This is a genomic window from Bacillus cereus group sp. BfR-BA-01430, from assembly GCF_022663115.1.
Taxonomy (GTDB): domain Bacteria; phylum Bacillota; class Bacilli; order Bacillales; family Bacillaceae_G; genus Bacillus_A; species Bacillus_A cereus_BD.
In genome coordinates this window covers 146,829-160,206 of sequence record NZ_JAKUEW010000001.1, presented here as the reverse complement: position 1 = coordinate 160,206, position 13,378 = coordinate 146,829, and the positions used below count along the sequence as shown (strand labels likewise).

Sequence of the window (13,378 nt, the reverse complement as noted above, 5' to 3'; positions counted from 1 at the left end):
TTAAAAGGACCATTTGATATTTTAGAACCTGAAGGATATTTTTTATAATTTCATTTAAATAACTCTTAGCTGTTTTTTCTTGCACTTCACTAAGTTAAGTGAATTTTCTGAATACCATTTCCTTATTGTGTGCATATGAGTCAACTACGTATTTTTTACCCCCTACTTCTTTTGCTTCCAACTCTACCTCATTATAAGGGTAACGAGGACGATTTTCCTTATTAAAATTATTCCCTGCTTCCCATCGCTCTTTAAGCCAATCCGGTACATTTTTCTTTTTAGGTGTAGCTTCACCCGTACCCTTAACCCGACCACTCTCCAAATTCGAGATCCTACTCTAAATACTCGCCTTTGAGGTATCATGGGCTTCTTGGAATTTTCCGATATAGTTCGTGCCAGTTCTAGCGACACTTCCATCTGGCAGTATTTCCACACCTTTGACTAATGTAGTTCTAGTTATATAATACTAGTAATTTTTGTTAGCTTTAATTCATAAAAATAATTCCTTTAAATTTATAGTATACCTTTCAATAAAAAAAGCACTCATTGCCTGTAGTCGACAATCAAGTGCTTTAAGTTCATGTATTTTTAAATAGCATAAATTTGTAAGTTTTGTAGCACAAATATGACACCTTTTACATGTGGCGACAAGTGTTACGTTAAAACTTACGAGTTTGTACGAGTTCGTTAGTTTAATATACATTCCATATGTTTATATTCATCGCCAAATAAAATGCTATCTCACCTAAGCTTTTACTTTATTTTCTATTCTATCATTGCACGTAATACTCTATAATGGTACAACCATCATAGAGTATATACTTTTTAACAGCCTATTCTTTTTCTGTCCACTTCAAAAAAAGTACTTTTTCGTTTGCTTGTCTTATGTGCCAGTGTATATTTAACTTTAGCATCACGAACTTTGTCATTCTCGTGTGTAAAGTATACATCGAGTAGTATCGATGACTATAATACTTATAAAGCTACTATAACCAATCTCGTTTGTTTACTTATTACTGAAGACTTTTAATCTATACTATAGAGCATTAATCAACCATATCCACAAAGTATTCAGTATCTTGATTAATTTTTCGTATAAATTCCTCCAATGAATCAGCTATTTGAGTCTCAAAAAAATATACAGGAGTTTGTTGAGGTGTATTCAAATCAAGTGTTAAATATACACCCTCGTTTACTTCATAAAAAACTAATTTATCTTCTTCCTCGTATATTCCCTCTAAATCTGGATCAAACTCGTAAATACCTTCTCTCAATGTAATATCCGCTATAGTATCTGGATCCATTATTCTATTTATTGCATCCACATTATTTCCTTTTATAAAACCATAGCCAACTTCTAAGTAAAAATTTCTAAGTTCATTAGGAAATGTAAATCCAAGTCTCTCTTCTGCCACTATAAGTTCATTTTCTTGTAATTTAAAAAACTTATGATGACTATTTTTTATAAAATCAAATGTAGCCATAAAAACTACCTCCTTGGAAATAATTTATTTGATGGTGACCCTTTACCATGAATTCCTGCCTGATGTTCATCAGGAAACTTAGCTGGATGTATATTCCACCATTCATGAGGCCCACCAAAATTATTCTCTATAATATGATGCGCATCATAGGATTGCCCAATATCCCTTGCTACTCTACCTTTTTTATCATAAACTTCCTCAGTATATCTTGGCCATGTTTGACCTGTTTTTTCTTCCCATTCACTTATCAATTTGTTTTTCACACTGTTAAATTTATTTCTGTGTTTTAACGTTTCCAATGGCGTCATTTTTTCATACTTATGTTCCCTTAGAGCAGCCTTTAATTGTTCTATTTGGTTTTTATGAAGCTTCAATCCTGTTTTTGACTCTACATCTCTAATATAATCTTTAGCTAAATCATAATCAATTTTACCCGTACCCTTAACTCCCGAACCACCATTCCCCTTCGCAAGTTAATAAGCATCATCTTTAGCGGCTCTTCGTACTCTTGCAAAGTTCTCTGCTATTTCTCCAACAGTTGAACGTTCTATATAAGGAATTTTTATTCCCATTCCAGTGTCTGCTGACCTGATTGCTACGGGGACTTTCGTTTTTTTCCATGTATGGAATGCATTCTTTAACGTCTCATGATCCTTTAACGATTGTACCACATGTGATTTGAGTCCCTGTAACGATTCCCCGTTTTTTGCGGATAACGTGTGCATAACGTCCATCCGTTAAAACGTACTTTACGATGATTTCCAAAAATAATACAACCCTTTATTTTTTCCTCTACTATCGTCGTACGCTGTACATAGCCATTACAATCTATAAAACAACAATAAAAATTTAACACTTAATGCACTTATAAAATTATATTGCTCTTTTAAATTTCTACGCTAAAACGCAAAAAAGCACTTGTTGCCTTTAATTGACAATCAAGTGCTTTCAGTTCATATGTTTTTAAGTAGCATTAATTTTGTAAGTTTTGTAGTAACAGTATGACACCTTTTGTATATCATGACAAATACTATATTAAAACTTACGAGTTTGTACGAGTTCGTTAGTTTAATGTCCATTCCATGTGTTTATATTTATCGCCTAGTAAAATGTCATCTCGCCTAAGCTCGTACTTTGTTTTCTATTCTATCATTGTACATTGTACTCCATGATAGTCCAACCATCATGAAGTACGTACTTTCTAACAGCCTATTATTTTCCTGTACACTTCATAATACGTTTTAAATTAATTACAGCCAATACTTTGTCACTCCTGTATGCAAATGCTGTAACCTTTATAAGTCACTAAATACTATCCAAATGCTATTCTACAAATGGATGCTAAAACTTTCATGAGTTATTAATTCAATTTAAATATATCTATTACTATAATTTTTTTAAAGTTTATTATTTTTTACTTCCTCAAACCACTCATCAGCAAAATCATCAGCCGTTTTTACATCCTCATTTGTATGTATTAAATCATACTTATATTCAGCTTTAAACTTGCCACTCTTAGCATCGTATATTAATTTCATCTCAGTTGGCATATCTTTTTCGTATTCTTTGCATAATGTTTCAATTTCTTCGATATCTTCACCTATAATTTGTAGCACCTGAAACATTCGTTCTGGCGATACATCATATTTTTCTTCTTCATTTTCCAATGCATCATTAACCTTATGACACTCTACATACTTATTGTTAATTAAATAAAAGAAACTACTAGATATCATATCTTCTTCACATGAAGCGTAAACATATACTTTATCGGCTCTATTTTCAACATATTCCATACATATGGATATCATATCAGCTTGCAATTCACTAAATCTATCTTCAAATTCTTTCATACTACATTACACTCCTTTTATAAATTTTTAAATTTCGCACTGCCTGGCTTACCATCTATAGTGTAATTAACTATAAATTTGTCTGGACGCACAGCATTCCCAGAGTATATTATATCAACCTTAACTGTTACTTTTTTGGGTGGTGTTTCTTTTAAAGCTGCAGCCCATTTATCTTCAACTTTTTTATATTTTTTTAAATTAACATCAGATAATTGCGAAACTAGATTGTCAATTTTAGGCGAGCCTCCAAACCTATCACCTGCCAAATGCCCCGCATGGTCTTGTCCTTTTACTTTTCCTGGTGTATTTTTGCTATGTGATAATCTCTTCTCTCTCAGTTAATTGTAACTTATCTGTTTCAAATTTTTCAATTCTCCCAAGATTATCTGTTTCGTAAAAGTAATCATACTCTCCCGTTTTATACCTAATATCAGGCTTTAACCTATTTTTTCTTCCATTTGTAAACTGTTCCCCTTTGTCCACAAATGTTTTAACTTCACTTACAGTACTACCTTTACCCGTACCCTTAACTCCCGAACCACCATTCCCCTTCGCAAGTTGATAAGCATCATCTTTGGCGGCTGCTCGCACTCTTGCAAAGTTTTCTGCTATTTCTCCAACAGTTGAACGTTCTATATAAGGAATTTTTATTCCTATTCCAGTGTCTGCTGACCTGATTGCTACCGGGACTTTCGTTTTTTTCCATGTATGGAATGCATTCTTTAACGTCTCATGATCCTTTAACGATTGTACCAGATGTGATTTGAGTCCCTGTAACGTTTACTCGCTTTTTGCGGATAACGTGTGCATAACGTCCATCCGTTAAAACGTACTTTACGATGAATTCAAAAAATAACACAACTCTTTATTTTTTCTTCTACTATCGTCATACCCTGTACGCAGCCATTACAATCTATAAAAATTTAACACTTAGCGCACTTATAAAATTATAATGTGTCTACTCATTTTTATCCTAAAACGCAAAAAAGCACTCGTTGCCTTTAGTCGACAATCAAGTGCTTTAAATTCATCTATTTTTAAGTAGCATAAATTTGTAAGTTTTGTAGTAACAGTATGACACCTTTTACATGTCATGACAACTACTACGTTAAAACTTACGAGTTTGTACGAGTTCGTTAGTTTCGTATACATTCCGTGTGTTTATATTCATCACTCAGTAAAATGTCATCTCGCCTAAGCTCGTACTTCGTTTTCTATTCTATCATTGCACACAGTACTCCATGATGGTACAACCATCATGAAGTATATACTTTTTAACAGCCTATTATTTTTCTGTCTTTTATTTAGTTAAATAGGATTATTCGGAAATTCACTATAATACTTATCAATCAACGCTTTATAATTTTCATCATTTGGTACTTCGCCTAAGTATTTATTTTTCCAAATAATCATTTGGTCACTAAAACTATATTCTGTATCGAACCAATTTGTATAATCGTAATGCATCTTAAATTTCCCACTACTCTCAAGAGTCATTGTAAAGGAGTACCAAAGTTCTTGCTGATTATCTTTAAAAACATTTCTTAATTCATCGCTCAACTCAAACAGCTTTCTTTTATTTTTTTTAAATTCTTCTTTATCAATAGCATAGTTAAATGGAATTTTTACACTATAATTAAAGCATTGTCTATTTTCAGGTGTATTATAAAAAAAGTAAGTTCCCCCCCCAGTTTCCGATATCTGAGCATAAAAATAAAATTTCTCCCATTCTTCTGGAATCATTTCGTTAACTGTTTCAGCTATTTCTCTATACAACTTATTCATTTCTTTTTCCACTTTAATCAACCTCCTGCGCGATTTCTAATCGTCTTCTCAAATATCCCTTTTCCTTCTATTTCATAAACTATCTCAAAATAATTTGGTCTTAGTGAAGTTCCTTGATAAACTGGTTCAATCTTTACATATACTTTTTTCGGTGGAATTTCACTCAAAGCATTAGCCCATTCTTTCTCCATGCTATACCATTCTCCACCGGAACGATTAACTTGTTTATTTTGAGCGACTAAATTATCAATGTCACCGGATCCATGAAATTGTGTTCCTATCAAGTGACCACCATCATCATCAGGCAACCTATCTTCTCGTCCTGCTGCTACCTGCATTCCTGTATTTCGTTTTCCTTTTTGAAGTATTAATTCTTCTGCCTCAACATCTACTATTCTACCAAGCTCATCTGTTGTATATTTATAACTATCCTCAGTAATATAGCGTACATTTGGCGCAAGTTCTTTCCTTCCATTTTTCCCTTTAATAATATGCTTCCCAAGATCTCCCTCTTTTATTTCCGTTATCTTAGGAGTGTTACCCGTACCCTTAACTCCAGAACCACCATTCCCCTTCGCAAGTTGATAAGCATCATCTTTAGCGGCTCTTCGTACTCTTGCAAAGTTTGCTGCTATTTCTCCAACAGTTGCATGTTCTATATAAGGAATTTTTATTCCCATTCCAGTATCTGCTGACCTGATTGCTACCGGGACTTTCGTTTTTTTCCATGTATGGAATGCATTCTTTAACGTCTCATGATCCTTTAACGATTGTACCAGATGTGATTTGAGTCCCTGTAACGATTCCCCGTTTTTTGCGGATAACGTGTGCATAACGTCCATCCGTTAAAACGTACTTTACGATGACTTCAAAAAGTAACACAACCCTTTATTTTTTCCTCTACTATCGTCATACACTGTTCACAGCCATTACAATCTATAAAAATTAACAATTAATGCACTTATAAAATTATAATGCACCTACTAATTTCTATCCTTAAACGCAAAAAGCACTCATTGCCTTTAGTCGACAATCAAGTGCTTTAAGTTCCATCCGTTTTTAAGTAGCATAAATTTGTAAGTTTTGTAGTAACAGTATGACACCTTTTGTATGTCATGACAACTACTATATTAAAACTTACGAGCTTGTACGAGTTCATTACTTTCATGTTCATTCCATGTGTTTATATTCGCCACCAAATAAAATGTTATCTCACCTAAGCTCGTACTTCGTTTTCTATTCTATCATTGCACACAGTACTCCATGATGGTACAACCATCATGAAGTATGTATTTTCAAACACCCTATTATTTTTTCCTATCCACTTCACATATACTTTGTTTTTCATAGGTTATAGTTAAAGCTTATATCCGTAAAAATATTTTTGTCCCTTTTCCCAGTTTTCACTTGAAAGTTCGTTTATATAGTCAATAAAATCTTTATAATTACTTGCACTAATAATAGTGTTGTAATCCGCAGGTACTCTTTCACCAGTCCAAATTGATAATAAAGATGGTATTAATTCCATTTTTAATTGCTCCTCATTATTAGCAGCAATCATAACCCGCTGAATCAATTTTTTAGCTAAGTCTCCAGGAAAAGCTAAATTCTGTTGGAAATAATAACTATTTGTATCCTTTTCCTGACAATACTTAAAATAAAAATTTCCAATTTCATCTATAGTTGCATCTTCACCAATTTGCTCTTCAAAATTAATAAAGGAATCAATAGAGTCTCTTATAATAGTAGCTGTATCACTGAATTCCTCCCACTCTTCAAGTAAAGCCAATAAATATGGAATTACCTCAAGAGAAAGTGAGGTTGTGGCTGCTGATGCAAAAGTGTCTACTGTTTCTTCAGTTACCTCACTAAGAAAACGGAGATTATTTGAATCCCTTAAGTCTTCATGTGTTGCGACAGATAAAAATACTCTAATACATAAATTCAGAACCGCTTCATCTTTAGTCTGATTCATTAATTGAACTAATAGTGGTTTTTGAGTAAAATCTCCCGTTTTAAATAATTCTATTAAGTTAAATAAAACTTCCGTTTCTGTTACAGATTTTAAAATTTTTTCTTTTATTTCCGATTTAGCTAAAATTGTTTTTTCTCCAAACCATATACTATTCATAAGATTTCTCGTTTCTCCCATAAATGCACCTACTTTCATTAAATTATCTCTTTCCATTTTCTCGTTGCCATTTCAGAACTTTATTTTGAAAAACAGTAACCTCAGTATGTTGTGGATTATTACCAAATACAATAATCCCCTTTTCATTCTCATGTATTTTTAGTACCTTAGCATTTTCTTTACCATAACCCATTTCATGATAAAAATCCAAATTCAAATCATCAATTTGCTCTCGACGAATAGTCGATTCTCCTGTATTCTTTATATTTGAACTTACATTCTCTCCCCCAAAAGATAAACCTTGTACATGGTGACCTTTTTCAAGTTCCCCTCTTCTAACCAACGCTTGATAGTCTGCTCTTGCTTCCTTTAGTTCTTTACCCTTTACTATTGTAGATTCATCAGGATTAGGATACCAATCAGGGTTAGTTTCGTGTAATTTTTTTGCCTCATCATAATAAGGTCCATAAACATCCTTACTCGAAGAATTATTACCCGTACCCTTAACTCCCGAACCACCATTCCCCTTCGCAAGTTGATAAGCATCATCTTTAGCGGCTCTTCGTACTCTTGCAAAGTTCTCTGCTATTTCTCCAACAGTTGCATGTTCTATATAAGGAATTTTTATTCCCATTCCAGTGTCTGCTGACCTGATTGCTACGGGGACTTTCGTTTTTTTCCATGTATGGAATGCATTCTTTAACGTCTCATTATCCTTTAACGATTGTACCACATTTTTTCCGATACTTGGATTGAGATCAGTGATTCCTTCTTTCAATTTTGTGAGTTTTGTAAGAAGACCGATGTCGATTGTTCCTTTGAATGCTTTTGTTGCTAAACCGAGTCCTGGCATAAGGTCGAGTGCTCCGAAGAAGCCATCTTCTACTTGTTCTTCTTTACTTAGTTTTCGATGCGTCCCCCAGTCCTCCCCTTCGATGGCACTTTTTACTTGCAAGCCACCGTATACAACTGAGGCTGCGATTCCGAGTGGCGGACAGAAGATCGTCGTGACGATAAGTGTTCCGCTGATTGCTACATCACGCCATGTTTCTAATTTTTTCTGTTCGTCTTCTATAGAGGTATACTCAAATCCTCGCATAGATGGGACTAGTTGACGATATTCTTTGTAGTTTAGTTTCGCATCTGGATTTTGCTTTTTGACTTCTTTATACTGCGCGCGAAGTACGTGATCAAAGGCCAGCGAATCTTTGAAAATGTCATCTACTGTTATTTTTTCTTTTTTTGTCGTAATTGTTTGCGTGATCCCATACGCATGGCTACTTGGTAATGTTGTTTTCGCTTTGGCACCAATTCGATTTTTTGTTTGAAAGTCTCGAATGGATATGTCTCTCATTTTTTGAGCAAATTCATCCATCTTTTTATAGAACGGTTCATCTATATGTTCATATACAATCTGTCCTGCTTTATCACAATATTTTTGCAGCGTTGTATAATCCTCAAGTAATGTATTTATTTTCTTTTCTTGTTTTCTATGATGAAAATCAATACATCTATCTGAATCTAAGTCTTGTATTCGCTCTTGTATATCTTCTAAAAGTTCATCTGCCTGCCGTAATTTCATGATTGCATCTTTTGTAATCTCATTGATCCCATCTTTCATTTGTTGCCAATGCTTTGACTTATAATGCACATCCATCTCTTTTCCATCCCCTACTTCCGTATCCAGATTATTCAAGAACTTCTAATATGTTTTGCCGTTTCTCATCTTGTTTTGTCATTTCCACTATTTTATCGCTTCCCTTTTTAATAGAAATTTTCTAGATTACTCATGTTCCCCCCTTTATTCAATTCTATAAAATAATTATTTTTCAATACTTTATGTATAATCTGTCTTATGGTTTTTTTCAGAATTTTGAACATAAAAGTATCGTATGAATATTCTATCAAAAATAGTTTCTCTTGGTCCTAAATATATTTTTTTATTGTTATTTCATTTAGTTCCACTGCACTCACATCATATCCTTCTGCTCCAAAATATCTATTTCCAAATTTATATTTTAAGTTTGCATGTTTATCAAATATCATAAGTGAACTCTTTCCTTTTAACTTGAAACAGACAGCTTGGGTGGGATACTCACCAACGTATACACATGATCTGGCATCAAATGACCTTCTATAATTTCTACACCTTTGTATTTACATAACGTTCTTAAAATTTCTCCAACACTCTTTCTATATTGATCGTAAATTATTTTTCGTCTCTACTTTGGAGTGAAGACTACATGGTACTTACACGCTCATTTTGTGTGTGCCAAACTATTCGCTTTATTAGCCAAAGATTCTCACTTTCCTTCCTTATTACAGAGACTTGAACACTCTCTATTATAATTTTATAACTTCTATTTCCCACTTGCATAGTGAGGGGTTTTATGTTTCGCCTTCCTCAGGCTCAACTGACTAAAGTCGATAATATAAAAGAAGCTGCCTCCAAAAGGTCATTTTTCACGATTTTTTGGAGACAGCTTCTTCCTTAAATACTTCGTTTGTTGATTTCCTCCTGTGATGTTTTTTCTTTTAATTGAGTATACCCTATCAAATATCTTTCGCTAAATGTCCCTCTTTATGTTGTTTAAGGTATTCTAAAAATTCCTTCTTATAAATATTTGTAGCGCAACGGATTTTTCTAACATCATTTACTCTTTCCGAAAAGACAGCCATTTCATACGTAGCCAAGCTTAATTTTCTCTCTAAAGTATTTTCTGATACACCTGTAGTTTCTATAAATTTTTTCAAATAAATAACCTTACGAACAGTACCACGTCTAGTAGTTTGAATAGTAATTTGTTTTTCCTCAAAAGAAAAACCTTTCTGTTTATTTTTTAGAAATTCCATTCCAAAGATGTATAGGAAAAGTAATACCCCATATTTCACTTGAAGGTTTGTGAATAACCATAATACAAGCATAAGCAATCCGATCTTTATGATTTTAACTGCTGCTGGTTTTAAAAATGCAATAGTATGTACTTTCTCTATACATTTAGGCATTGAAAAATCAGGCAAATATTTTGTGAATAATGATGATACTTCACTACTTTGAATTGACGGAATAAGAACAATTTTCGATTTTCTAGAGCTATTTCCAATAAGTTGTAAATGTATTTTACTATATCCAAACAAACGATAAATCCATGGTTGAGCAATTTCAACTGCTCTAATATCGTGTTTTGCAATAGATACCTCTTTTTTATTAATTAACCCATATGAGATATCAATACCAAATGTACTTCTTTGAAACTTGAAATTTTTATACGTAAAGAACGTAATAATTATTGATATACACCAAGCTATCGTAGTGATGATAAAAATAACACAAATAAAAGATAGTACTGTTTTAACAGTTCCGCTTGAAAGCAAGAGTCCTTGAATATCATTCTTAAAGTCTTGACTTAAATTTATATGTATACTATCTTCTGTAAAATCAAAGGAAAACAAGTTTTCTTGTCTCTTATTTTTTTCCGTATTTTCTCCAAGTCCTAAATACTTAATTACTTGTTGGGATGTAGTTAAGGTTAGCAGAATAGAACCCCAGAAGAGTTTAAGATTTGTTGTCGCTATTAATATATAATCTTTTAGCTTAAAGAAATTTGTATTTTGCGTTTCTTTTGCAACTTTGTTAATACGCTTGTTTAATATACTTTTTATGTAAGATAACTTTTTATTGGAAACAACTATTTGAATTGTGTCGCCACCAACTGTTTCTATATTAACATTGGATACGTTTAGTATTCTTTTCACAAACGTACGATCTATACTGATTGATTTAACCTTAGAATAATGTATATCGCTATATTCTTTACTCCATACCCCTTCTCTCACAGAAAGTATATCTTCATAAAAGATAAATACATTATTTTTCCAAATCAAAAATGATTTCAATAGGATATAACTTACAAGAATTGTAAAACCATAATAAGCGAACCTCTCCCATTTCCCATTAATCCCTAATGTAGCAATAAGTGTTGTAAGGAGTGGATATAGATGATCCTTAATTTTAGTAAAGTTAATATACAATAATTCGATAGGATGATTACGCATTCTCAATTTTTGGTGCATTCATATCCTCCTTTCCGCGAAGAAACTGCTGAACCTGTTGCATAATATCATCGGCTGCTTCTTTGGAAATAAATCCAATAGTGTTGCAATCACCTGCGGTATACACTGTTAATTCATATAATTCAAACCACCTTGATATGTATGTTTGAGAAATGTTCATATGCTGAACGCGGAAGATAGGGATCCGGATCTCTTCATTGATTATTCCTTTTTTATAGATGCAAATATTTTCTTCTGTTATTTTATATAACTTATTTTTAAATAGAAGATAATTAAAAAAGATATTTTGAATATAAAGCCCCACATTTGCAAAATATCCTACTAAACAAAGCTTTTGTACAAATTTATAATCCTTTAAAATGTACTGTACCACTACAATAAATGCAGTAAATATAAGAAACTTAATGGTATCTCCTATATTCCAAATCTTTATAGTACGTTTGTCTACTTTTTGCAACTCATTAATATTCACTCATAATTCCCTCCGAAACCTAAAATCAATACATTATCAGAACTATATTATACAATTTTAAAATGGAAAGTTAATACTGTTCTCTATATTACATAAAAGATAAGAGAACCTATTTTGCAAAAATAATAGGTTCTCTTACAATTCATTATCGAAAATTCAGGTACATTTAACCTAATACATTTCTAAACCATCACTTATTCCCAGCAAAATATCATTCAATAAAATTCTGGAGTATCTGATATTTCTCTATTTATAATCTTCATCAACTCTTCTACAACATCCTCTTTAGTGTATAAGTCATCTTTCATTAAAGAATGTGTAATTAAAGCAAGCTGACTAATTCATTCTGTCTTCCAAGCAACCATTCGTAAATTTTCTTCTTGTTATAACATATAGATCCCCCCTTCTATAATAGAGAACATTTTTATTTCTATAAGCATCACCAGGGCTTTAGAATTCAATCTCTTCAAGTGATACGAAACGATACCATTCAAAATTATCATCACTAATAGATAATAAAAAAGATAGCTTCATTTACAATACCGAAACTATCTTTTAAATCCTTTCTTATTAAGAATCCCATTGTATACAAATACAATTCAAGTGTGTATATCTTTCTGCATACTCCAGTGCTCACTCATTTGTGAAACACAAAATTGATAGCTTCCTTCAATCTGATATTGAACTAATCACTCCATCCTCTGCAACAGCTTCCTTAAATAAAATTCATGCGAAGTATTCCGCAAAAAGGAAACAAACAAGTCGTCCAGCTCTTCTTCTAACTCTTCGTTTATTTCATTGCCTTCTTCATCATATAACTCAAAGTTCGCATACTTCCATTCGTTATACTTTTCCTCAACTAAATCTTTAAAACTGATCCAATGTTTTCCGAAGTTTGATGTGCAAGTGGCTGTCCAGCTATTAATATGAATTGTATCTAACAACTCATCCAATTTAGAACCATAACAAGAGGAAACATTATTTTCACCCAATGTCTTTTCAATCTCCATTAGATCCTCTTTTGTCATTTTTTTGACTTCCCCAGAATAATCATAGCTTACTCTTCCCGTGTACGGACTGATAAACGGTTCTTTTGTAGGTTCCCATTTAAAAGCAACATGCTGCTCTATCACATTCATAATCATATGAGAAAGAATCAAACTGATTTCTTTTTCTCCCACCATAATCATCCTCTTTCACTTTTAGAATTTTAAACATTATACTTCTGTTCCCTACAATTTTATTGTTTGGATTCAATCTACATGGGGCTATATATAACTAGTAAAGTCAAGTTTATGATACATGAGGAAGTCCTGTAATATTTTATTTCTGCGAAGTTAGTGTACAATTTATGCCTAATCCAATTTCGATAGATTGTATGTTACTACGAAACACCAAAAAGAAAATATGCATTCGTATAACAATAATCATAATCAATAAAACAATATTAACCGTTCTACTCAATATATCAGCGATTCTCCGATTATATCGAACACAACTCCGAATATATCGGTGATTCGACACAACATATCGACCAGTCGACAAAGTTCGCAATCCCCAAACAAAAAAGCTATTTCAA

14 protein-coding genes and 3 pseudogenes are annotated in these 13,378 nt (G+C 32.6%); all 17 read right to left on the bottom strand.

Annotation, left to right across the window (positions count from 1 at the left end; all coding sequences use genetic code 11):
• Positions 1-94 precede the first annotated feature (94 nt).
• The 17 genes and pseudogenes from MR058_RS00845 to MR058_RS00770 all read right to left on the bottom strand — a co-directional run bounded on the left by MR058_RS00845 (position 95) and on the right by MR058_RS00770 (position 12,983).
• Complete coding sequence (locus MR058_RS00845) at positions 95-322, bottom strand: hypothetical protein (protein ID WP_242141983.1); 228 nt, start codon at positions 320-322, stop codon at positions 95-97.
• An 18-nt stretch (positions 323-340) separates the two neighbouring features.
• A pseudogene (locus tag MR058_RS00840) lies at positions 341-460 on the bottom strand (hypothetical protein); the annotation flags it as partial.
• A gap of 30 nt (positions 461-490) precedes the next feature.
• Positions 491-697: a hypothetical protein gene (locus MR058_RS00835; protein ID WP_242142809.1), complete on the bottom strand. Its 207-nt coding sequence runs from the start codon at positions 695-697 to the stop codon at positions 491-493.
• A 349-nt stretch (positions 698-1,046) separates the two neighbouring features.
• Positions 1,047-1,484: an SMI1/KNR4 family protein gene (locus tag MR058_RS00830; protein WP_000190066.1), complete on the bottom strand. Its 438-nt coding sequence runs from the start codon at positions 1,482-1,484 to the stop codon at positions 1,047-1,049.
• 5 nt (positions 1,485-1,489) lie between these two features.
• Positions 1,490-2,167: pseudogene (locus MR058_RS00825) on the bottom strand (hypothetical protein); the annotation flags it as partial.
• 714 nt (positions 2,168-2,881) lie between these two features.
• Positions 2,882-3,337, bottom strand: coding sequence for an immunity protein YezG family protein (locus tag MR058_RS00820; protein WP_000657437.1), 456 nt, complete (start codon positions 3,335-3,337; stop codon positions 2,882-2,884).
• A gap of 17 nt (positions 3,338-3,354) precedes the next feature.
• Entirely contained in the window at positions 3,355-3,675 is a 321-nt protein-coding gene (locus MR058_RS00815; protein ID WP_242142808.1) for a DNA/RNA non-specific endonuclease, read from the bottom strand.
• Entirely contained in the window at positions 3,650-3,928 is a 279-nt protein-coding gene (locus MR058_RS00810; protein WP_242141980.1) for a hypothetical protein, read from the bottom strand. Before MR058_RS00810 ends, MR058_RS00815 begins: the two co-directional genes overlap by 26 nt.
• Before the next feature lie 348 nt (positions 3,929-4,276).
• The gene (locus MR058_RS23425) at positions 4,277-4,489 is read right to left on the bottom strand and encodes a hypothetical protein (RefSeq protein WP_313949151.1); all 213 of its coding nucleotides are present in this window, start codon (positions 4,487-4,489) and stop codon (positions 4,277-4,279) included.
• A gap of 156 nt (positions 4,490-4,645) precedes the next feature.
• Positions 4,646-5,134, bottom strand: coding sequence for an antitoxin YezG family protein (locus MR058_RS00805; RefSeq protein WP_242141979.1), 489 nt, complete (start codon positions 5,132-5,134; stop codon positions 4,646-4,648).
• Between the two features lie 5 nt (positions 5,135-5,139).
• On the bottom strand, positions 5,140-5,901 hold the full coding sequence (locus MR058_RS00800; protein ID WP_242142807.1) for a DNA/RNA non-specific endonuclease: 762 nt from the start codon (positions 5,899-5,901) through the stop codon (positions 5,140-5,142).
• Positions 5,902-6,479: 578 nt separating this feature from the next.
• A complete protein-coding gene (gene imm47 / locus MR058_RS00795; protein ID WP_242141977.1) occupies positions 6,480-7,292 on the bottom strand; it encodes an Imm47 family immunity protein in 813 nt (270 codons plus the stop codon).
• Positions 7,293-7,296: 4 nt separating this feature from the next.
• Positions 7,297-8,910, bottom strand: a complete 1,614-nt coding sequence (locus tag MR058_RS00790; RefSeq protein WP_242142806.1) for a hypothetical protein — start codon at positions 8,908-8,910, stop codon at positions 7,297-7,299.
• 272 nt (positions 8,911-9,182) lie between these two features.
• Positions 9,183-9,550, bottom strand: a pseudogene (tnpA, locus tag MR058_RS00785) (IS200/IS605 family transposase); the annotation flags it as partial.
• Between the two features lie 256 nt (positions 9,551-9,806).
• Positions 9,807-11,327, bottom strand: coding sequence for a PH domain-containing protein (locus tag MR058_RS00780; protein WP_242141974.1), 1,521 nt, complete (start codon positions 11,325-11,327; stop codon positions 9,807-9,809).
• Entirely contained in the window at positions 11,302-11,799 is a 498-nt protein-coding gene (locus tag MR058_RS00775; RefSeq protein WP_242141971.1) for a PH domain-containing protein, read from the bottom strand. Before MR058_RS00775 ends, MR058_RS00780 begins: the two co-directional genes overlap by 26 nt.
• Before the next feature lie 689 nt (positions 11,800-12,488).
• On the bottom strand, positions 12,489-12,983 hold the full coding sequence (locus MR058_RS00770) for a hypothetical protein (protein ID WP_242141969.1): 495 nt from the start codon (positions 12,981-12,983) through the stop codon (positions 12,489-12,491).
• Between the last annotated feature and the right edge of the window lie 395 nt (positions 12,984-13,378).

What these genes read in the sequence shown, in the direction of transcription:
- MR058_RS00830 (WP_000190066.1), bottom strand. Translation starts at nt 1,484, where the DNA reads ATGGCTACATTTGATTTTATAAAAAATAGTCATCATAAGTTTTTTAAA.
- MR058_RS00820 (WP_000657437.1), bottom strand. Translation starts at nt 3,337, where the DNA reads ATGAAAGAATTTGAAGATAGATTTAGTGAATTGCAAGCTGATATGATA.
- MR058_RS23425 (WP_313949151.1), bottom strand. Translation starts at nt 4,489, where the DNA reads ATGTATACGAAACTAACGAACTCGTACAAACTCGTAAGTTTTAACGTA.
- imm47 (WP_242141977.1), bottom strand. Translation starts at nt 7,292, where the DNA reads ATGAAAGTAGGTGCATTTATGGGAGAAACGAGAAATCTTATGAATAGT.
- MR058_RS00790 (WP_242142806.1), bottom strand. Translation starts at nt 8,910, where the DNA reads ATGGATGTGCATTATAAGTCAAAGCATTGGCAACAAATGAAAGATGGG.
- MR058_RS00780 (WP_242141974.1), bottom strand. Translation starts at nt 11,327, where the DNA reads ATGCACCAAAAATTGAGAATGCGTAATCATCCTATCGAATTATTGTAT.
- MR058_RS00770 (WP_242141969.1), bottom strand. Translation starts at nt 12,983, where the DNA reads ATGGTGGGAGAAAAAGAAATCAGTTTGATTCTTTCTCATATGATTATG.